The sequence below is a fragment of the Bacillus sp. J14TS2 genome, from assembly GCF_018333015.1.
GTDB lineage: Bacteria > Bacillota > Bacilli > Bacillales > Bacillaceae_C > Lederbergia.
On sequence record NZ_BORE01000007.1, the window covers coordinates 234,786 to 257,339 of the forward strand.

The following is a 22,554-nucleotide window of genomic DNA, read 5'->3' on the forward strand; positions in this document are numbered from 1 at the left end:
CCTATCTCTCTTGAGGCGAATATACATTATATATCCTCAATAATCTCCGGGATTCCGCCAAATACTATATAAATACAATAAAAATGCAAGAGGTTCTCTACCTTCGACAAGCAAATGTTCTAAGACAAAGAAAGGCGTTCTTTGCTTTTCATTAGACTAGATTAAGCTAGAATTTTGCATGAGTAGGTTCAGCGATCTGCTGTTTGTCACCATCTCCAATTTGGATCACTTCCTTACTCTTTATAATTTCCGTATATTAGGATATTTATCCAGCTCATTTTCCACTGCATTCTTAATTCACTAATCTTTGCAGTTACCATCATCAGGAAATTGGTTACCCATAATACCTGGCTTTAGAAAGTACGGGGAAGTATATGCAGAGAATACTCTTTCTGTAAAAGAGGCCACCTTCAAATCGCTTGAGAGAAGTAGCTGACTGATAAAATTTGCTTATAATCAAACTTTCTATTGAGCCCTCATAAGAGGTTCAGTCAAACTATAGAAGTGAGATTGTATTCTTTTTTTGCTATGCCGTAAACAGCAATCTTTCGTGAATACGCTGTTAGCGGGATACAATGAAGGACGTATCCCTTTTTGACTATAAGCCGACTTTTGGCTTTTGAGCGCAACAGTAGCATCTTAGCAGGCTATTTGTTTGCGGTTTATATCCAAAAACAACATTAATTTTTAGGAGAGGATAAATTTAATGATTGATTTGAAACAATACGGCTATATCGAAGACGAAACACCACCACTAGGTTTAATCCCTGGAAGGGTTACCGAACTGCAGCGAGAGCAATATACCGTCATCACCGAACAAGGAGAAGTCACGGCTGTATTGAAGGGCAGTTTTTATCACACAGCAGTGACTCGGGAGGATTTTCCGTGCGTTGGCGATTTTGTATTTCTACAATACAACGAAGACGGCGCTTCTCTCATTGCTAAATTGCTGCCTCGCCGCTCGAAATTTTCCCGTGCTGACTATTCAGGACACGCAGCAGGGTATGTTAAAACCATACTGGAGCAAGTCGTAGCAACAAATTTTGATTACGTATTTATCGTATCGTCCCTAAACTGGGATTTCAATGTCAGCCGCATCATGCGCTACCTAACACAGACACGGCAGAGCAGCGGCCAGGCTGTTGTAATCTTAACAAAGGCCGACTTGGTCCCAAATTACAATGCACCGTTGGCTGAGGTTCAGAAAACTGCTCCTGATGTACCAGTACACGCAGTTTCCAGTCACACGGGAATTGGTTTAGATGAGTTAAGTGAATATCTGCAACCAGGAAAAACGGTGGTATTCCTCGGCATGTCAGGCGTAGGAAAATCCTCGCTGCTAAACGCCTTGATGAATCAGGAAGTGATGACTGTCAAGGATATTCGTGAGGCTGACAGCCGCGGGCGACACACAACAACGCATCGCCAGCTTTTCATGCTCCCTTCAGGGGCAATGGTTATTGATACGCCGGGTATGCGTGAGCTTGGACTATTCGGTGCGGACGACGGCATCAGTGCAGGATTTAACGATGTGGAGGAATTATTCACAAAGTGTCGCTTCAATGATTGCCGCCATCAGACGGAGCCGGGTTGCGCAGTCCTTGCCGCCCTTGCAGATGGATCATTGGCGTCAGATCATTGGGAGCATTACCAGGCACAGAAGCGGGAAAACAAATTTGTGGATGATAAATCAGGTTATCTCATGGATAAGCGAGCACGGAAAAAGGCAATCGCCATGCGACATAAGGGGAAAAAGGGAGGTTATAAGAAATGAACAACCATGATGAGAAGTTTGTTAATCCCGAAACACTGGAGCTTGCTTTAAGTAAAATGTTTAATAAGACGGTAATCCGCGCAGATTATCGACTCAAAGAGTTGCAAGGTGGGACACTAGGAGATGTTCGGCTTGTAACAGGCATGGTTGAAACTTCCGATGGTGAAAATCTGCCATATAAGATGGTTTGGAAAACACAGAAAAAATTTGAGCGTTATGGTGATTCGGGTTCATGGCGAAGGGAATACGATCTCTATACATCGGATTTCAAAAAGGTCTTCTCCGATTCGTTCCGTTTCCCAGAGTGTTATCACGCCGAAATAAATGGTGATGAGATTCAACTGTGGATAGAGTATATTGATGGGGAATCCGGCCTAAATCTAACCCCAGAAATGTATGAACATATAGCCGAGGAATTAGGGCGATTTCAAGGCAGGATGTACACCGAACAACCAAGCATATTGCAGAATTTGACCAATTTAAGCAAGGTTGAGTATATGAAAAACTACTATTTGCGATACCGGTCATGGAATGTTTTGTATGATTATATACGCTCTGATGACTGCGAAATTCCGAATTACCTCTGTAAAATGCTCATAGACTTAGATAGCAATGCGGACGAGATATTTAGTCAGATTGAAAAACTCCCCATCGTGCTTTGTCACAGAGATTTTTGGGTGGAAAATATATTCTATGCGGACGGGAAAATCGTACTTATCGATTGGGATACCACCGGTTGGGGATACATGGGCGAGGATATCGCAAGTTTAATAACGGATGAACCAGACATCTCTTATATGATTGAATACTACCAAAAATGTATTCCAGCATATTACAGAGGTTTTTCGGAATATGCGGATGTGGCCCATATCTCCGATCATTGTATCTATGAACTAATCCTTGCTATGTTCGGATACAGGCTTGTAGAATGGCATAAATTCGCTGAGTCACCCGAAGATAAATCACTACACCTAAATACCTTGAAAAAAATTTATGAGTTGAGAAATATGTAGATATTGTATATGTTTCAACTTAAACTCTATTTTGTATATGCAAAAGACCTTCACATACTGATCATGTATACTTAAGGTCTTTTAATCACAATGCATTCCCTAGTTAATATCCCAAATAAAATTGGTCTTTATTATTTTACCTAGTTTGAACCGGAGAAAGTAACAGGCTCTAGCTTGTCACCAAATGAATCTGTAGCCCCTTCTTCAAACCTGCATATTGAACCTTAGCTGATACTCGCCAATACTTTGCCTTCATTTCAAGCTTTTAAGATTAATCGTTGTATGGGTTAAGTTTAAATGAAATATTTTTAAAATAAAGGCGGTATATTCAATTTGCCGTTCAAAGGGCTCGTTCAGAGAAAGCCACCTGCCACTTACACCGGTTCCTTATTTATTGTTTGTTTCTAACCCTTTGCTGAAACGACAGAGTTGCCATAAACAGAGTTACACCCCACAAGAACAGCCCTCCGTACGTTATCAAATATACCCAAATGGCTAGCCCTTCAGCGTGCCCTTTTGGAAGTACTCCTAAAAATTGAAGGGCTGTCAAGAAGCTAATTAGCACAGTCAACACCCCAACTGACCATCCAGCTATGATCAGTAACCATTTTGGCAATTTCTCCCCCCATGAAGTCACGAAAGTTAAAGCAAATAAAGATGCCAAGATTGCCAAGATTGCTGTAAAGTCTATTCCGAAGATATATAACGTATTTAGGAAAGCAGGCCCTTCCTGTAATGTATCACCAAACCCCGCTAGATCTTGGACAGCTTGTTTTGTTGTAAGTCCTATTGTTGATCCCCAGGCCCAAAGCGACTTCAAAATCGCATATGGCAACAGTACAACGGCTGCAACATAGCCCCATCTTTTCGTCAAATAAGTTTTATCAGCTTTTTCTTTCCTTACATATTTCTCATGTATTAAGCTCAAAAGACATTCTCCTCCCTTTTTAGATATGAAGCCTATTAGTTTTAAAAGCTTTCCATCTACGTAAAGCAGCATAGCCCTTCCCCGTATGCCAGACTATCCAAGATTGCTTTTATTCGATGTAAATACAACCAACGTATGCAGGCCAAACCGATGACTTTGTTAACCGTTCAAAAAAATTCATTCTTTGCCTGCCGGTTAAGTTTATATGTTCCATATTTATTTCCCCCATTGCTACAGTATCTGTTTCAAGTAGACACTCTGAATTAACAGCCATCATAACAACCTCCTGCCCTTATACTAATTACCGAAAGTTAAATAAAAGTGAGTTCATTGTTAAATTCCGTTTAAATTTGAAATCCAACAACCGCTAATCGCAGGGAGGAACTCCAGGGTGCTATGAAACCAGCGGCAAGATGCAAGGTCCTATACAATTTGGCTTCTCCACTGGCCATCGCGCAGATGAAAAGTGTAATTCATTGAAAAAAGGATACGGCCCGGTATTTTCTTAGGCTTTTAGGGAATATGCCTTATTCAGAACGCTACTGTTTACTGGTATTAGAAAGAGGGAATTAGTGACACTTCTTGAAGGTGATTAACACGGAAAAATGACATCATGATCAATAGCAGGCACGATCAATGATTTTCTCGACTTTTTAAAAAAAGGATTCAATACAGTTAAACCCCTTCCCGATTCTCTCGAGAAGAGGCTGTAAAAATTGATATGACAACGATATTAACGCTCTTTTTCGCAGACATTTTCCTTACAAGCCTCCAGGAGGGTGCAGAGGATAAGCTTTGGCGAACAACAACTACGCCATCCATTAACGCCTACTTAAATTCTAATTTACTCTTTCACTTAATATATCAAAACGTACCTCGCAAGGGTATTCAACAAAATCACTTTTTTCTGCATCTTGTGCGCATACAGCAAGCTTATAATCAGTATCCAGCGTGTATTGTTTGTACATGTAGTCTAGCACCTTCTCATTTTTATCCATATCAACAACCTCTATCTCGTTATTGTCTGATTTTCTAACCCGAAAAGAATGAAGTGGGATTGCCAGTCCCTTTCCTAATGCTTTAACATAGCTCTCTTTTAGCGTCCAAATTTCATAGCATGCAAGAATTCTATTTTTTGAATTGAGTATATCCCGATATTCAAACGCGGTAAAAAGCTGTTTAGCCATACATAAATCAAACACCTGCACTTTTTCCACATCAATACCCACATGCTGGTTGTGTACTGCACAGACAACATAATTACCTGAATGTGAGATATTATATTGAATATGAGGGTAGTTAGGCAAAAATGGTTTGCCGTACGCATTTTTCTCCACAGTAATATCTTTCAATCTAGCACCTGTCCGTTCTTTTAATACATTATCTAGTAACAAATCACCTATTATTGTTCGATACGCATCTTCAAGATGGAAAAATTGTCGTATACGCTTTTGTCTGTCATAAGATGCTTGTGCAAGTAGCACTTTTAACTCCTCTTGGCTTGTTTTTTCAGGTAATTTACAAATATATACTTCAACCAAACCGATTTGCTCCTTTCACATCAGCTATGTCCAATTGGAATATTTATATAAAATATCCACCACCAAGAAAGAACGCTTACGAGAAATCCACCAATCACCAGCCACAGTGCAGGTGCAAATGCAATCAGCATAATAAGTAACCAAGATAGTTTTGGCCGTTCTTCATTGGAAAATGTTCTAAATAGTGTCGCCCTTCCTACAGGAGGAATTAAACCTGCCCCCCTACCTTGAAGAAGTCTAAATAGGTTTAACGTGACATATTTTACGCGAACCCGCATAAAACTGATGCAATGGTAAATATACCTAGTGCACTTAGAAATATACGTTTTATTCCAAAAACGGTCACCCATCCAGCCCGCTACTGGAAGAAACATAGCGAGACTGATAAGATAGCCGATATTTATTGTGCCCATGGCTGGAGGAGGAACATGAAACACTCTCCCTATTGCTGCGTACTATCCAAGGCTGACATAAACATAGCCAATACATATACGACGCGTACAGCAACCTCAACATGAAAATTTTTCCACTACTACTTCCCGTTGTAGATAGTTTCAACTGATTTCAAGCTATTTGGCATTAAGTTACACCAACGGGATGTTATATAATCTAAGCACTCTTGACGATTAGCTGCTCCATAAGGCTTATCCCAGCCTGCTGGAATTTCAAGAAAGTCTGGCCAAAGAGAATATTGGCCTTCTTCATTTATTAAAACGAAATAAGATCCATCCGAATTTTCAAAAGGATTGCTCATCATTTATCTCTCCTTCTACGAATCTATTAGAGTATATTGATGTAATTCACTTAATTTTTTAGACAGGATTTCTCCGATTTCTGCCAATGGTTCCGGCTGGCACATATCCTTATGACGGCAATGAATGTCGTATGCTTCAATCTTGCCGTTAATATAAGGATCCCATGCACTGATAGAAATAGGCTCGAACCATTCAGGAGTAATAGTCGAACGGAAAAAGAGAATATCACCTGTGAACGTTTTTGGTTCAAATTCACTTAGATTATGAACGGACTTTACATATGTTTCCTTCAGGTTTGTTATCGTAACATCATCTAAATTTGCTAATGCACTTCCATCTTTTCTCAACAATTCGATTGCATGTTCAAGATCAAGTGGCCCCTCGCTTAAGCTTTCAGGATCATACCCTCCCAAGGCAAGTAAAGCTATGAGCGCTTCCTCCTCATCAGGAGCTTTCTTAATTGGGAGAAAATGATTTGGATATGCATCTAACATGGCAACTAATGCGACTTCTTTTCCCTGCTTTTGCAGCTTTGTTGCCATTGCTTGAATGATATTCCCTCCCAATGACCAGCCAAGCAAGTAATAAGGTCCCTCAGGCTGGATACTTTGCAGCTCTTCAATATAATCTGCAACCATTTCATCTAATGAGTTTGGATGCCTTTCTGGTTCAGAAATTCCTCGTGCCTGCAGACCATAAATTGGATAATCTCTACTTAATTCTTTCATAAGACCGGCATAACACCAACTTAGTCCGCCAGCTGGATGGACACAGAATAATGGCGAAAAAATCCCACTTGTACGAAGTGGTAATAGAACATCAAGCGCACTGTTATTGTCACCTACCTCCAATCGTTCAGCGAGTCCGGCAACAGTGGGCGACTCAAACAGATTACCAATACTCAATTCAATCCCGAAGGCCTCTTTAATTCGTGTCATTAACTGTACAGCGAGTAAGGAATGACCACCAAGGTGAAAAAACTCATCATTAATCCCAACATATGGCAAATCCAGTACTTCCATAAACAGATCACATAGCATTTCCTCCTTAGGAGTTCTTGGCCCTCGCTCAGTCGCTTCGGCTGAATAATCCGGCTGAGGTAATGCCTTGTGATCCAACTTTCCATTAGGGGTTAATGGAAATTCATCAATTATTATAAATGCTGAAGGTACCATATAATCAGGTAAACGTTTTGCGGTCCAGCGCCGTATATCTGTATTCTCTTTATTTGCATTTGCCTTTAAAATAATATAGGCGATAAGCCGCCGATCTCCGGGGTGATCTTCCCTGCTCATGACGGCTGCCTGCCCTATGTCAGGATGTTCGGAAAGCACATATTCAATCTCTCCTAACTCAATCCTAAATCCCCTGATTTTCACTTGCTGATCAGCACGCCCGATGTAATCTAACATTCCGTATTCTTTCCAGCAGGCTAAATCTCCTGTGCGATACATCCTTGATCCTCTTTCACCATATGGATTTGCCAAGAATCGTTCTGCAGTTAAATCTGGTCTTCCAATATAACCTCGTGCCAATCCGGGTCCGGATACGTACATTTCTCCTACGACGCCTATAGGTACGGGCTGCAAAAACTTATCCAATACATATATCTCAAGATCCTGTATACCTTCTCCAATGATACTGTTCGCCCGGGAAGATACCGAACTTTTATCAAGTTCCATGTAGGTAACATGTACAGTCGTTTCAGTAATGCCATACATATTAATCAATTTTGGCGCATCCTCTGCGTGTCTTGTATACCAATCTTCCAAGCGACTGAGTTCAAGTGCTTCCCCGCCAAAAATGACATATCTTAACTTCAATTGCTGACCAATTTTTTGCTGCTCCCTATCCGCCTGCATTAATTGATAAAAAGCAGAAGGTGTCTGGTTTAGTACAGTAACCCTTTCGTTAACAAGTAACTGTAGAAATTCAACAGGTGAACGACTAATCTCATGTGGAACAATGACAAGTCTTCCTCCATACAGAAGAGCACCCCACATTTCCCATACAGAAAAGTCAAATGCATAGGAATGGAATAATGTCCATACATCATCCCCATTAAATTGGAACCAATTGTCTGTCGATCCAAGCAAGCGATTCACATTTTGATGTGGTATTACTACGCCCTTAGGTAAACCGGTGGACCCTGATGTATAAATAATATATGCTGGATGAAGCGGCTGTAATGGTTGTATTCGTTCCAAGTCTGTTGGATTAGTAGCCTTCTGTCCACTTAATTTTTCATTTATTTCTTTTGCATCTAAAACAAGGCATGGTATGGAATCACCGACAGGTAGCTTGTCCATATATTCCTCATTCGTGATGACCAATACCGGCTTTGCATCTTCCATCATAAATGCAATACGTTCACTCGGATAATTCGGATCAAGTGGCACATAACCGGCACCCGCTTTTAATATGCCAAGCAAGCCGATTACCATGTCAAATGATCTTGGTAAGGCTAGAGCTACAAATTGCTCCGGACCAACGCCATTTTCTATTAATAAATGCGCAAGCCGGTTCACCTTTTGATTTAAAGATTCATAAGTCATCTGCTCATTCTCAAAGATAAGAGCTATATTTGCCGGTTCAAGCATTACTTGTTTCTCAAATTGTGATGGTAAGCATGCTTCTACTACAGTCTGATTCTTATTTCCATGCATAAGTAATTTTTGCTTTTCTTCCTTTTCCAATATTTCCAGACGCCCAATCGACTGGTCAGGATCCATTACTGCAGATTCTAGTAAGCGGATGAGCCGCTTTACCATCAATACAATCGTTTCTTTAGTAAACAAATCCGTGCTATACTCAAGAAAAGCGTCTAAACCATTGGCCTCCCCTGTTTCATTCACACGTTCACGAAATTCTAAAGTAAAATCAAATTTAGCTGCTCCGACGCTATAAATAGACAAATCACTCTTAAGTTCAGGTAAATCAAGTTTTGGATTAGGTGTATTTTGTAATGCAAGCATGATCTGGAATAATGGATGCTTTGATCTGGATCGTACAGGATTAAGTGCTTCCACTAATCGCTCAAAAGGCAGATCCTGATTTTCATAAGCATTAATATTTACCTTCCTCACTCTGTTAAGTAATTCCTTAAAGCTTGGATCACCGGATGTATCTGTACGCAATACCAACGTGTTAATAAACAGCCCTACGAGGTCAGTTAATGCATCGTCATTTCTTCCAGCTACAGGACTTCCTAATGGTATATCAGTGCCCGCTCCTAGCCGAGTTAACAAAGCAGTAAGCCCTGCTTGCAGTGTCATAAACAAGCTGACCCCATTCTTTGCTGAAATATGAAGCAGCTGCTGATGCATTTTTGGATCAATCGTAAAATGATATGTCTCTCCTTGATAGCTCGACTCTAATGGACGTGGATAGTCTGTTGGCAACTCCAAATGATTGGGCAAGTCCGCTAATGTTTCCACCCAGTAATCAAGCTGCACTTCAGCCAGACATTCCTCATCCTGTTTATTTTCAAGCAACTTTTCCTGCCACAATGCATAATCCGCATATTGTACAGGTAGGTCCGACCATTGTGTTCCTTCTTCCTGAAGCTGGCCAATATACGCTGCCTTCAAGTCCTCTGTCAAAGGGGTTAGGGACCAGCCATCACCAACAATGTGATGGAGCAACAATACCAGTACATACTTGTTCGCTCCCACTTTAAAAAGCTCTACGCGAAATGCAGGTTCTTCAGCTAAGTTAAAGCAGTGTTTTACAGCCTTGTTTAATCGTTCGGTTAATTCCGATTCTTCTATTTGATGTACATGCAGCATCGGTTTGGCAGCTTCTACATCCAATATTAGCTGTCGGGCAGTACCCGCTTGTTCGGGAAAAATTGTTCTTAAAGATTCATGCCGAGCAACCACATCAATGATCGCTTTCTGCAACGCGTCTTGTTCCAATTTTCCTGATAAATGAACAACAACCGGAATATTATAAGTCGGGCTCGGTCCTTCTAACTGATAAAGAAACCATAATCGACGCTGTGCGAATGATAGTGGAATGATGTCTTTAGTTTCTGTCCTGTTAACAGGGGGTCTCACTTGTTTCCCTTGCGCCAACTTTTTAACTAGACCTGCAACTGTTGGTGTTTCAAAAAGCTTACCAATGCTAAGTTCAACCTCAAACACTTCACGAATATAATTCATTAATCGAGCAGCGAGCAAGGAATGGCCACCCAGATCAAAGAAATTGTCATCAATTCCTATTTGTGGAACATCCAGCACTTGTTTAAACAAATCACATAAAATTTCTTCTTGTGGTGTTCTTGGTTCTCGACTATAGTCACCTTTTTCAAAGGTTGGAGCCGGCAATGCTTTCCGGTCAATTTTCTTATTCGGCGTCAGCGGAAATGTGCCTATTGTTACGAAAGCAGACGGAACCATGTAGGCTGGCAACTGAGTTTGCGCAGTTTGACGAAGTTCAATAAGATCAATAACTTCTTCTTCCTCAGGCACAAGATATGCAATTACACGTTTATCTCCAGGCTGATCTTCTCTAGCCACAACTACTACCTGATTGACTGCAGCGACTTTTGCCAAAACCGCTTCAATCTCTCCCAGTTCTATTCTAAAACCGCGAATTTTGACTTGATGGTCCGATCTACCAATATACTCCAGTGATCCATCTGGTCGCCAGCGAGCAATGTCGCCAGTGCGATACATCCGTTCTCCGGGTGCGCCGTATGGATTAGCGATGAAAGTTTCCGCAGTTAAATCCGGGCGGTTAAGATACCCTCGCGCCAGCCCTTTGCCTGCGATATATAAGTCTCCACTCGCCCCGGGTGGAACAGGCATTAACGCGGAATCCAGTATGAAAGTTTGCGTGTTTCCAATTGGGTGGCCAACGGAAGGAACAGCCGCTCTCTCAGATTTCAAAGTAATTGCTGTAGACCATATCGTTGTTTCTGTCGGTCCATAAAGATTTGTTACTTCACAATCAACGTCATGCAATGCTTCTACTAAATTAGCGGCAATTGCCTCTCCACCGACAAGTACCCTTAGTCCATGTATTTTTTCTGGATTGGTGGTAACAAGGGCGTGCCAATGTGTAGGTGTCGCCTGCATAATTGAGATATGATTTTCTTCAATCAAATACGCTAACGCAGCCGGATCTTTAATCGTTTCCTTCTGTGCAACAACACAAATTGCCCCGCTAATTAACGGAAGGAATATTTCCAACGCGGATATATCAAAAGCGATTGTCGTAACAGCCAACAACCGATCCATCCCATCTAATTTAAATCTATCCTGCATAGAGAGAAGGAAGTTGACCAAGCTCTCTCCCGTAACAACAACCCCTTTCGGACGCCCTGTAGAACCAGAAGTATAGATTATATATGCCGGATGCTGTGGTGCTACTGGTTTACAAGAAAAGTCGATATAAGCATAAGCAGCTAATTTTTCTCGGACAACTGGATTATCCAACACTAGCTTTGGTACTTCACTTTCCGGCAAATCGTGTTGTATCTCCTCATACGTCAGCAAACAAACAGGCTGTGCATCTTCAAGCATATAAGCAATGCGGTCAGAAGGATAATCTGGGTCAATTGGTAAATAGGCTGCGCCAGTTTTCAGAACAGCTAACATGGCAATGACCATATCTTCAGATCTTGGCAATGCCAAAGCAGCAAACTTCTCCGGGCCAAGCCCTTGTTCTTCGAGCAAATGTGCCAAACGATTCACTTGCTCATTTAACACTTCATAAGATAGCTTCTTTCCTTCAAATCGCAAAGCTTCAGCCGACGGTGTATGCATAACCTGACTTGTGAACATTTCAACTACAGTTGTATAAGAAAGGCTCTGATATGTCTCGTTCCAATTATTGATTACATTATCGTATTCCTCTGGTAAAATTGTCTTTATATTAGCAACAGCCAAATCCGCATTTGTCTTAGCAATATTTTCTATTAGATACAGTATACGCTGAAGATGAAGTTCTATTTCCTGTACTTGATAAATATCAGCATTCGCGTCAAGGTCGACTCTCACACCTTTTCCGTCACGCTGATCATAAATATTCAATGAAAGATCGTCCACTGGTCCTGTATGAAGCTTATGTGTCGTCCCTCTAATCCCGCCAAAATTCAATCCATAATCAAACGGCATCATGTTAATTTGTGGACCGAATAAGCGCTGATTCTCCCCCAACAGCTTCAGATCACGGCGCAACGTCTCATGCCTGTAATGCTGATGATCCCGAACTTGTTTCATTTCCTGATTAACTTGCTTCATTAACTCTGAAAAGCTCATATCAGGACGTACCGCTAGGCGTAATGGCAGTAAATTCATTACCATTGCAGGAACCCTTACCGAAGATGTCCCCATACGGCACATCATCGGTAAACAGAGGACAACATCTTCACTGCTCGTTAACCTTTGCATATACATGGCAATAGCTGCTACAATAACCTCATACCAATTCCCACCGTTTGCTCGCGCGACTTGTTTCAACTGATCCATTGTATCTACAGACAAATAGCCTGTCTCATGGATAATTTCTTTAGATAATCGCGGCGAAATATCAGCAAGGCTTACTACCTCTGGTTGATCACTAAAACACTCCATCCAAAACGTACGATCTTGTATGTATTTTTCTGAGGTAATGTATGTTGCATGTTCATCCAACACTTCTTGGAAGTCCCCCAATTTATCTCCTGCAACAGGCTCGTGTTGTACGAGCGATGTATAGATACCCGCAACGCGCTGTACGATAAGGGAAAATCCAAATGCATCGGCGGCAATATGATGAATACGCTGATACCAGAAATACTGATCCTCCTCAACCTTAAGCAGCGCCTGCTTAAACAGCATATCCTTTGTCAGATCTATCGGTTTAGAAAGATTAGCCGTCATCCAAACTTCGGCGGCCTGACGAGAATTCGCCTCACCGCTTACATCTATAAATTGCAATGAAAAATCTCTCTTTTCACGAATATCCTGCCAAGGTCCGGATTTATCTTCTCTAAATCTGGAATGGAGCGAGTCGGCTTCTTCAATTGCCTGTCGTAATGCCTGCTCAAAGTATTCCAGAATCAGCCTGCCATTTATTTCAACGTACTCAGCTGTGTTATAAATAGGGTTATCCGGTTCCAACTGCTGCGCATACCAGATTCCGGCTTGTGCACCGGTTAATGATTGATGCCCCGCCATCATGTTAGACATAAGCTAGCAACCTCCTAAAGTTTTATACTTTTGCTTTCATTCGTTCTATTAAACTCCACCATTCAGATAATGTTTTTTTCTCAGCTAGTTCCATAAAATTAATTTCTAATCCGTCTTGTCTCCATAGTTCAACTAAGCTCATCAGTCGAATCGAATCCAGTCCCATACTGATTAAATCATCTGTATCTGAAAGCTCCTCTGGCCGTACATCTAGCATTTCAGCAACTTGTTTACGAATTGTTTCAAATGTAAACGTGTCTTTCATGTCTGATTCTTCTTCCGTATCCCCTTGCAGTGCTCTTATTAAATCGGCCGTAGAAATGGTCACAGCACATCGTTTTGCTACATATTCCATTGCCATGGTATGTTCATCTAAGGAAAAGTCTGCAACTGCATCGGCCACGAAGAAAGGCTGTATATCATACATGAATGCTTCAGCAGCTGTAATTAAGCAACCAATATGTGCATATATCCCACAAATAATTAATTGGTCACGTCCTTGCTCCTGTAAAACATTCAGAAAATCTGACTTTTTAAATGCACTGTACCGCCATTTTGTAAGGATAAGATCATTCGGTTCTGGCGCGAGCGCATTAATAATATCTGTTTGAGCTGGATCATCTGCAAGTCCTTCACCCCAGAAGTCTGTAAGGAGGGCTCTGTCTGCAAGATCCTGATCTCCTGGCTGCGCTGTATAAACAACTGGAATATTCTGTTCTTTACACTTTCTTTTCAGCATTTCAATATGATGTACCAGTTCAGTTACCGGAGATTGTTCTGTATTATAGAAGTTTAAAAAGTAATGTTGCATGTCATGAATAAGCAGAACGGCCCTGTCCGGATCCACCTGCCAAGATACTTTATTTTTCGGAAACTCCGATACGCTTGGCATCAGATATGATTGGATAGTAGGAATACCCATTAAAACACTTCCTTTTCTTTTATTATTTGGTTGCTTTCGCATAGTTGTTGCTGCCTGCATACTCATCTTTCTATGGGCGTCTCATGCACTTCGGGTCTTTCTTCTAAAAGTCTACGTGTATACGCACTGCTTGTGAGGGTATATGTTTCTTCATAAACAGCAACCATTTAGAAAACAATCTATTATTTTTATACGTTTGCTAGTTTTTTTATAATTATTTCTCGCAATGCTTTTTTACTAACCTTTCCAAAAGGTGTTTGTGGAAAAGTATCAACTATTTCCACACGATCAGGAATCTTAAAATCTGCAATACCTCTTTCGTTCAGAAACTCCTTAATTTTTGCTTTAGACAGTGTTTTCTCATATGGAATAATAAATGCACATGACCGTTCAACGAAATATTTGTCAGGCATGGAGACGACCGCGACATCCAAGACATTGGGATGTGCCATAATATGATCTTCAACTTCCTCTGCAGCAATCTTTTCACCGCCACGGTTAATTTGATCTTTAGCACGACCTTCCACAACAATGTTACCTGATTCATTTAGGCTGACGAGATCTCCTGTACGGTAAAATCCATCCGAAGTAAATGCATTGGCATTATATCTTTCTGCTTTATAATATCCGCGAATGGTGTAGGGACCCCTGGTTAACAGTTCTCCTACTTCTCCAAATGCAACTTCTTGATCTTCTTCGTCAACAATGCGAATCTCATCATAAGGTGACATCGGACGTCCTTGGGTATGAATGATAGTTTCATCTGGATCATCAAGTCTCGTATAATTAACTAATCCCTCTGCCATTCCGTATACCTGCTGCAATTTGCAGACAAATGCCGGCTGGATGCGACGGGCCGTTTCCGGACTGAAATGCGCACCACCAACTTGAATAACTTGCAGACTGGAAAAATCATACGAACGAGTTTTAATAGCTTCCAACCAAATGATTGCTATCGGTGGGACAAGTGCTGTAATAGTAACCTTCTCCTTTTCAATTAAAGGAAAAGTCTCATCCGGACTTGGACCCGATGACAGTACAATCCTTGCTCCTGCATAAAGTGTGCCTAACACGCCTGGTGAACTCAGTGGGTAATTATGTGCAATGGGCAAAGTAGCCAGGTAAACACTGTGCTCGTTTAGTCCGCATATTTCATTACTTCTGCGCAAACTGTAAATATATTCATCATGTGTACGTGGGATCAGCTTGGAAAGACCCGTACTTCCACCTGACAGTTGCAGAAAGGCAATGTCATCCGGGTATACATCAGGCTGTATATAATCAGCATTAATATATAGATCAGCTAACCGCTCCAATTCTTTAGATTCACCAAGTGTAATAATATGCTTTAAAGTTGGTGTATTTTCCTGTACCTTTTTAGCCATGGGATGGTAATCATATCCAGACAGTTGTTCTGGCATGATATAAGCTTTTGCTTCTGAAAACTCACAAAAATATTGAATTTCACTATATCGATGTGATGGCATTGCAAAAACTGGTAGTACACCCAATCTGAACAGCGCAAAACAAACCTCAAAAAATTCTACTGTATTTGGTATTTGGATTACGACCCTGTCGTCTTTTTTAAGACCCAGTCTTTGAAAACCTGCAGCCAATTGATCTACTCTCTCGTCCAATTGTGCATAGCTTATTTGTTCTTCGCTGCTTGTTATCGCAATGTTATCACCGAAAATTACAGCTCTCTCCCGAAGGATTTGTCCAAAAGTTTCCCCTCGCCAGCAATCGTTTTCACGATAAAAGGCCGCAACCTCGTGAGGCCATGGTTGACATCCATCTAACAAAGTGTATTCCTCCCTGTTTACTTTCTAATAAATATACCTAGATCAGTCACTCAATCTTTTATGCCCATTGCATGTAACATTGTTCTGAATTTCGCCTCTGTTTCATTCAATTCTTCTTCCGCTTTCGAACCTGCTACAACGCCCGCTCCTGCAAATAAACGCATAGAACGCTCTTTCACCTCAGCACAACGAATCGTTACAATCCATTCTCCATCCCCATTCGCATCACACCAGCCTACCATTCCAGTAAAGAAACCCCGGTCAAATGGCTCAATTTCATAGATGGCGTCACGGGCTAAACTTGTTGGGTAGCCACATACCGCTGGCGTAGGATGCAATGTGATAGCAAGCTCTAAAGAAGATGTATTTGCTTGCTTTAATGTTCCATATATTTCAGTCGAAAGATGCCACATCGCATCCGTCTTAATTAAGGATGGTAAAGTTGGCACTTCAATCGTTTCACAGAAAGGAGTCAGTGCTTCTCTGACCATATCGACAACAACAGCATGTTCATACAAATCCTTTTCAGAATTGAGCAGTTCCAATGCTCTCCGCTGATCTTCCTCCGGATCATCACTGCGAGGACGAGAACCTGCCAATGGATTTGCAAATAATGTTTTGCCATTTTTTGATACGAGTAGTTCGGGACTCGCGCCAATTAGTGTACGTTTTCCATTTGCCGTTCGCTTCTTTTTACTTAATGTTTTTTCTTCCGATAAATCAACTGCAAATGTATAACCTTGTTTGTTATATTGCGCAAGATTTTTTAGAAGCTGTTTAACATCTACTTGCTCCCCAGTTTTAAAATCTAAAGCTCTGGAAACAACAATTTTGTCGATATGCCCTAAGGAAATTTCCCCTAACCCTTGGTTAACGCCGTCCATATATTCCTCTGGTTCCGGAATTGGCTGCATTTCATAAGGGTGCATATAGGAAAAATTTCCCCTTTGTTCTACTGTGATATCTAATGGTCCAGACAAGTCCACTTCTTTAGGAATGATTATTTCGGAATATTCGGAGTAGTCAAAAGGGACTGCGCCCATAGCAATCGGATATGGATGTCCTGCCCGCTTTGCTTGTTCAAGGGCCTCTTCCACCCGTGCAGCTAGGCCTAATATGGGTTTTTTAGTCTTCGGCGCTTCATCAACAACTGAGAAAATACCTTTACCCATTATTGTTCGCTTCGGTGATGCCAGAAAGAAATCTCCCAGCTCATATGCATCCAGCATTGATCGTGTTTTAGTAACACTTGTTTTACTCATTTTCTGCTTACCTCCCTTTATATTAAACACCTAAGGTTGCTCCTCCATCGACAACCATATCGTGCATCGTTATATGGGATGCATGATCAGAAACAAAAAATAGTACGGCTTCAGCAATATCTGACGGATTTCCAATTTTCCCCAGCGGAATACCAAGACGGTATGCCTCTAGTTTTCCAGCAAGCGTTTCTTGTGCGCCAGCTTCATTTTTCCAAAGCTTTCTTAGCATATTTGTGTCAGTAGAACCGGGAGAAACAACATTGCAGCGAATGTTATGCTGTGCCAGCTCCAACCCGAGACATTTTGTAAACATCGTTGCCGCTGCCTTAGAAGCCCCATATGCTGCCATTTCCATTCTGGGCATGTGAGCCGCATTAGAGCTTATAGTAACGATAGATCCCTTCTTACGCGGAATCATGTGTCTGCTGACTACTTGTGATACATAAAATACACCAGTCGCGTTTACTGCAAAGCTCATACCCCAGTCCTCTTTATCCAATACATCTATTGATCCTAACCGCAGTGCTCCCGCTACGTTTATTAAAATTTCAATCGGTCCCAGTTTAGCTTCTATCAAAGAAATTGCTTCTTCTACATTATCTAAATCACAGATATCTGTTGGAAAAGCTAAAGCCTGATATCCTTTTCCCTGCAAATTTTTTATACATCTAGCGAGTTCTCCCTCATTCTTATCAATTGCTGCTATCATTGCCCCATGTTCACCAAGCCGCTCAGCAATTAATTTCCCTATGCCTCCCGCCGCACCTGTAACAACAGCAATTTTTCCTGCAACCCCTTTTTCATTCATTCGCCCATTCCTTTCCCAGGTCCAATTTTAAGTAATAACTTCTCAGTCTAATTGATAATGATTTTCATTATCACTTAATGTCATTCATGATAGACGCTAAAAAAAAGGAAGTCAAGGGACTTATGGTCTTTTTACTATTTGGTAACTAAGTCCTTCGTTTGTTTTTCTAACCTTGCATCCTATTAACACGCTCTCGCCTTATATACACATGTTGCTAGTTAGCAATGAGCCTTTCTATAAAATTTATTTTATCTTTTGTATTTAGAATTATAGGTTTTCAAACATAAGTCACACTTAATACCTTTATTTTCAGAAAGATTATTGCGAATTTTAATGTCCCTTCAGAAAAAAATTCCAAACAATAGTCATGGGCCCACCAGAATGAGAATTAAATCTACACTTTCCGCGTGGGAAGCGTCTTTACGGGTGATTATGTGAATGGGGTTTATCAGAACGCAACTAGATAAAAGGTCCATTATCCGTTGAATTACTTTATCTAATGTAATGACTTACTTGAACAAAGATAGTATTAGTGAAGGAAATACACGTGGAATGATGAACGGAAATCCATTTGGAACAGGTGAAAGTAGTAAACGAACATCCAAAAATAATCAGTTGTTTATAGTGCAGTAATACATTGCAACCGCGTAAATAAATAGTCCCACAGATCAAATTAAAAATTGGCAACGATATGATTAAATTAGCCGATTTGGAGCAAAATTGTAGCTGAGATGGCAAGTGATATAAAATATAAGTATTAATTGAAGTTTGGACATAATTTGGGGAATTCGAAAATAGAACATGGCAGCTTGTAAAAAATTTGATGTTGATAATGGCTAAGACGTACACATGCTTCTAGTGCTATTTGCTGATGAGTGCTTATATAAATGGTATACAGATGAGATTAGAGCGTGCTAGATTAGCAGCAATCATGGCTGCCTATCCCCATCTGACAAAAGGAAAGGACAAGCATATAAATCAACAAATAGTAATCCCCGAAAGATACAGTGGTGAATCTAATAGAGTCCCATTCACTATCTTTTTTGCAGCTTTTTAATAGAAAAAGCCTGCTTGGAACAGACTTTCAAGCAGGCTTACCCCAATGGCAACAATGATATTAACCTTCTGCGAACTGACGATCACTTTATACGCCTTTAAAGGCGTATTTTTACGTTCTTTGAGGCAGGATGTTTACCTTATTTCCTAGGTGTTCATAAACATTTTGACCATTCCTATATCTAAAGAACATGGGATTCCTTTTCGCAAACATTTTCCCTACATTCCTCCAGGGAGGGTGCAGAGAGGAAACTTTGAGCGCTGGATGAGAGCCTTTCCAGTAGGCAAGGTTCTGTGTCGACTACGCCGATACTTTTATCTCTTTTAGCTTATTCTTGCCTTTCCTCTAAAGAGAGAAAACTATTACTACATTCACTAACCAAAGTTTACATGCAAAAAAGGAAAGTACTACAATAGGAAATGACACTATAATTTATTTGCTATACAGACATCTTCTCGACTTATTGAACACTTATAATGAATTTAGTTGCTTCATTTAGGAGGGGTTGAATTGTTTAATATTAAAACTTTACTCTTGTGGGGGTTCACAATTTCTCTGCTTGTGAATATGCTTCTTCTTATAAACTTACTGACGAAGGAATATTCACCGCATTCTTTTGAAAGGACCGAATTCAATTTTGCTTTTAGTGATCTTGTGAATGATCCAAAAACGCTTCTACTTCAAGCTATCAATGAAGCGAATGATCGTTTGGACATTGCGATATATAATTTTGAAGATAAGGAGATTGCACAAGCTGTCCTTAATGCCAATAATCGTGGAGTTAATGTTAGAGTCATCACAGATGCTAATAAAGCAGAAAAGGATAGCAGAGCAACAATACTGGATGAATTTTCGCGAAATCAGATTGACGTGAAAATAAATACATCTCGAAAAATGCACTTGAAAATGGCTGTTATCGATGAGAGTCTTATTGTGACTGGCTCTTATAATTACACTGAAGCATCTGCCAATGAAAATTTAGAACAGCTTATAACATTATCCAATGAAAAGCTAGCGAAAGAATGGACAGATATATTTGCAGATTTATGGAACCAGAATGAATTTAAAAAATGGGAATAATAAATTAACGGCCTTTCCGATTAGAGCATCCAGGAAAAAGCCGTCTTTATAATTTATAACAAAAAAAACGATGAATAGAGAGTTTTTACCTTCCCCCTACTCGAATTTGTTCCTTCTATTTCCTATAAACTCGAGTTTACTCCACGATTAGCTCAAGCACATAATCAAATAATCGATAGCCAAAATCTTTTCATAAAATAACAGCCAATGTTCATTTGGGTAAAGTGATTCGTAATGTTGTTCCTTCTACAGAGCTTTTTAATAAAATTAAATCACCACCAAGGGCCTGTGCTATCATTTTGCTTAACGCTAATCCGAGACCTAATCCTCTAATTTTATATTTTTTCTTTTCACCACGGAAAAAACGTTCGAATATGAAGGGCTGTTCTGTTTCTGGTATCCCGCTTCCTCTATCGGAAACATCGATAACGATTTGTGTCTCCTCCTCTGTCAAGGTAATAACAACTTTACCTTTATTCCCCATCGCTTGCTTGGCATTGTTTAACAAGTTTGTCATAATTTGCTGAAAGCGAATGGGATCAATAGAGATCTCAACAGGATTACTGAGTTTATATAGGCTGATTTCAATTTCTACCTCTTTTTGAGCGACTTGCCAACTAAAAATAGCATCATCCACCACTTCACTAATATTATGGATTGCTTTATTGACAGGAACTGCATTTGTGGCAAATTGATTGAAGGCAAGTAAGTCTTCAACCATTGTTTTCATTTTCTCTGCTTCATTTAATGATATGTTTAAAAACTCTTTCGCCTCATCTCCTGTAACCACTTCATCTTTCAGTGCCTGTAATAAACCACTAATAGAAGTTACTGGTGTTTTCAATTCATGCGTGACACCGGCCAGTAGCTCTTTCCGCAAGGATTCGAGCCTTTCTAATTTTTTAGTCATTTCTTTAAATGAATGTATCAGTTCATAAACTTCTTTTTCTTTATTTTCATTTACGATATTGATTTGATAATTTCCATCAGCGACAAATTTTGCCGCTTCGGCTACATCTTTAATCGGTTTTGCTAAACGGTTTGACAATACATAGATTGCCCCCCAACCAAGCAGTGCCAGACTAATAATCATAATGGCCAGTTGAGTGTATTCTTGATTAACATGGGTTAATTTATCTTTGGACTCGATCATGACGACCCAGCCAATGATTGAATCATCTATTTCAATAGAGGATTTCACGAGATAAAACTTTTGATCCCTAATGGTCAATTTCTGAAACGTATCTTTATTTTTTAATATCGAAGGTTCCAATTGCTGTGCTAGTGGGCCTGTTGGCCGATTACTTGAGCTGATTTGTCCATCTGTATTAACTATATAAGTAAAAGGATTGATACCTAATTCGGTTCTTATCTCTCTCTCTTGAAAAAAATCGGGAGGATGTTGTGCCTGCTTATTTGTCGCAACAATCTGATCTGCCAGATTCTCTGCAAGTATTGACATCAAGCCTAATCGATTTTCCAATGTAGTATGACGGATCCAAAGAGCGGAAATAAGAGCAACGACAATAAGTCCCATACATAATGTTAATAGATATCTGCTTGTCCAATATCTGCGTAGCGAAACTCGTTTGCTCTTTTGAGATTTATGGTTTCTATTTTTGATAAACACTGAACTGATACCCCAATCCACGGAGTGTTTTAATTTTACCTTCTGTACTTGGCCAATCTTGCAAAGCCTTTCTAATTCGTTTAATTGCAAGGTCAACGGCTCGATCGCTGCCATCGTAATCCCAACCCCAGATGTGTTCGATTAATTGCTCGCGCGTGAATGTTTGGTTCGGATGTTCTGCTAAAAATAACAGAACAGATAAATCACGGGGGGTTAGCGCGATATTCTTTTTATTCACCATCACCTGGTGTGCTTTTAAATTAATTTCTAAACACCCAAAACGTTTCACGGGGTTATCACTATCTGCTTGAGAACGTCTTAATACAGCTTTTACACGGGCAACCACCTCATCAGCGACAAAGGGTTTTATTATATAATCATCTGCTCCGATTTTTAACCCTTCCAACCGATCATTTACATCACCAAGAGCTGTTAGCATGATAACAGGACAATTGCTTTCTGTTCTTATTTCTTTTAAAATTTGCCAACCATCTTTATTTGGTAACATAACATCTAACAAAATAAGATCGGGATAACATTCGCGAAATTCCTTTAATACATCATCCCCATCATATACTTGGACAACTTCATAACCAACCCTTTGCAAATAAGCCTTTAATACTCGGCTAATCGCATGTTCATCTTCCACAACAAGAATTCTCAATAGCACCGAACCTCCTGAAAACTAATTTTTCATAAGTTTAACTCAACCGCGCTTTTTTCTTCCATAACATTATCACAGAAATAAGTTAGGAAAAAGTCAATAGTCCGTTAATTGAAAGATAAGAATTAAACTTATCAAGA

The 22,554-nt window shown here is 40.2% G+C and carries 15 protein-coding genes; 3 read left to right on the forward strand and 12 right to left on the reverse strand.

Going from position 1 to position 22,554, the window contains the following annotated elements; translation table 11 throughout:
• The first annotated feature begins 706 nt into the window (after positions 1-706).
• Positions 707-1,774: a ribosome small subunit-dependent GTPase A gene (rsgA, locus tag KI375_RS12845; protein WP_212973888.1), complete on the forward strand. Its 1,068-nt coding sequence runs from the start codon at positions 707-709 to the stop codon at positions 1,772-1,774.
• Complete coding sequence (locus KI375_RS12850; RefSeq protein WP_212973889.1) at positions 1,771-2,787, forward strand: aminoglycoside phosphotransferase family protein; 1,017 nt, start codon at positions 1,771-1,773, stop codon at positions 2,785-2,787. The genes rsgA and KI375_RS12850 overlap by 4 nt, the downstream gene beginning before the upstream one ends.
• Before the next feature lie 391 nt (positions 2,788-3,178).
• On the opposite strand, the gene KI375_RS12855 is transcribed toward KI375_RS12850, so the two are convergent.
• The 10 genes from KI375_RS12855 to KI375_RS12900 form a co-directional block, all read right to left on the reverse strand.
• Positions 3,179-3,715 carry a hypothetical protein gene (locus KI375_RS12855; protein ID WP_212973890.1) on the reverse strand — a complete coding sequence of 179 codons (537 nt, stop codon included), beginning with the start codon at positions 3,713-3,715 and terminating at the stop codon, positions 3,179-3,181.
• A gap of 109 nt (positions 3,716-3,824) precedes the next feature.
• Positions 3,825-3,989, reverse strand: a complete 165-nt coding sequence (locus KI375_RS12860; protein ID WP_212973891.1) for a hypothetical protein — start codon at positions 3,987-3,989, stop codon at positions 3,825-3,827.
• 565 nt (positions 3,990-4,554) lie between these two features.
• On the reverse strand, positions 4,555-5,256 hold the full coding sequence (locus KI375_RS12865; RefSeq protein ID WP_212973892.1) for a 4'-phosphopantetheinyl transferase family protein: 702 nt from the start codon (positions 5,254-5,256) through the stop codon (positions 4,555-4,557).
• Positions 5,257-5,276: 20 nt separating this feature from the next.
• The gene (locus KI375_RS12870; protein ID WP_212973893.1) at positions 5,277-5,693 is read right to left on the reverse strand and encodes an MFS transporter; all 417 of its coding nucleotides are present in this window, start codon (positions 5,691-5,693) and stop codon (positions 5,277-5,279) included.
• Positions 5,694-5,788: 95 nt separating this feature from the next.
• The gene (locus KI375_RS12875; RefSeq protein ID WP_280528645.1) at positions 5,789-6,010 is read right to left on the reverse strand and encodes an MbtH family protein; all 222 of its coding nucleotides are present in this window, start codon (positions 6,008-6,010) and stop codon (positions 5,789-5,791) included.
• 15 nt (positions 6,011-6,025) lie between these two features.
• Positions 6,026-13,189, reverse strand: a complete 7,164-nt coding sequence (locus KI375_RS12880) for an amino acid adenylation domain-containing protein (RefSeq protein WP_212973895.1) — start codon at positions 13,187-13,189, stop codon at positions 6,026-6,028.
• A 22-nt stretch (positions 13,190-13,211) separates the two neighbouring features.
• Complete coding sequence (locus KI375_RS12885) at positions 13,212-14,111, reverse strand: isochorismatase (protein ID WP_212973975.1); 900 nt, start codon at positions 14,109-14,111, stop codon at positions 13,212-13,214.
• A gap of 188 nt (positions 14,112-14,299) precedes the next feature.
• Positions 14,300-15,913 (reverse strand): (2,3-dihydroxybenzoyl)adenylate synthase, encoded by a 1,614-nt coding sequence (locus KI375_RS12890; RefSeq protein WP_212973896.1) that lies wholly within the window; start codon positions 15,911-15,913, stop codon positions 14,300-14,302.
• A gap of 50 nt (positions 15,914-15,963) precedes the next feature.
• Positions 15,964-17,175 (reverse strand): isochorismate synthase DhbC, encoded by a 1,212-nt coding sequence (dhbC, locus tag KI375_RS12895; RefSeq protein WP_212973897.1) that lies wholly within the window; start codon positions 17,173-17,175, stop codon positions 15,964-15,966.
• 22 nt (positions 17,176-17,197) lie between these two features.
• Positions 17,198-17,983 (reverse strand): 2,3-dihydro-2,3-dihydroxybenzoate dehydrogenase, encoded by a 786-nt coding sequence (locus KI375_RS12900; RefSeq protein WP_212973898.1) that lies wholly within the window; start codon positions 17,981-17,983, stop codon positions 17,198-17,200.
• 1,567 nt (positions 17,984-19,550) lie between these two features.
• On the opposite strand from KI375_RS12900, the gene KI375_RS12905 reads away from it, so the two are divergent.
• On the forward strand, positions 19,551-20,120 hold the full coding sequence (locus KI375_RS12905; RefSeq protein WP_212973899.1) for a phospholipase D-like domain-containing protein: 570 nt from the start codon (positions 19,551-19,553) through the stop codon (positions 20,118-20,120).
• 211 nt (positions 20,121-20,331) lie between these two features.
• Here the strand turns inward: KI375_RS12905 and KI375_RS12910 are convergent, their stop codons facing one another.
• A complete protein-coding gene (locus KI375_RS12910) occupies positions 20,332-21,750 on the reverse strand; it encodes a HAMP domain-containing sensor histidine kinase (protein ID WP_244852604.1) in 1,419 nt (472 codons plus the stop codon).
• A complete protein-coding gene (locus tag KI375_RS12915) occupies positions 21,734-22,420 on the reverse strand; it encodes a response regulator transcription factor (protein WP_212973900.1) in 687 nt (228 codons plus the stop codon). The genes KI375_RS12910 and KI375_RS12915 overlap by 17 nt, the downstream gene beginning before the upstream one ends.
• Positions 22,421-22,554: the final 134 nt, after the last annotated feature.

Bases quoted from the DNA above. Each gene is read 5' to 3' on its own strand.
- rsgA (WP_212973888.1), top strand. From the start codon at position 707: ATGATTGATTTGAAACAATACGGCTATATCGAAGACGAAACACCACCA.
- KI375_RS12850 (WP_212973889.1), top strand. From the start codon at position 1,771: ATGAACAACCATGATGAGAAGTTTGTTAATCCCGAAACACTGGAGCTT.
- KI375_RS12860 (WP_212973891.1), bottom strand. From the start codon at position 3,989: ATGGCTGTTAATTCAGAGTGTCTACTTGAAACAGATACTGTAGCAATG.
- KI375_RS12875 (WP_280528645.1), bottom strand. From the start codon at position 6,010: ATGAGCAATCCTTTTGAAAATTCGGATGGATCTTATTTCGTTTTAATA.
- KI375_RS12880 (WP_212973895.1), bottom strand. From the start codon at position 13,189: ATGTCTAACATGATGGCGGGGCATCAATCATTAACCGGTGCACAAGCC.
- KI375_RS12885 (WP_212973975.1), bottom strand. From the start codon at position 14,111: ATGGGTATTCCTACTATCCAATCATATCTGATGCCAAGCGTATCGGAG.
- dhbC (WP_212973897.1), bottom strand. From the start codon at position 17,175: ATGAGTAAAACAAGTGTTACTAAAACACGATCAATGCTGGATGCATAT.
- KI375_RS12900 (WP_212973898.1), bottom strand. From the start codon at position 17,983: ATGAATGAAAAAGGGGTTGCAGGAAAAATTGCTGTTGTTACAGGTGCG.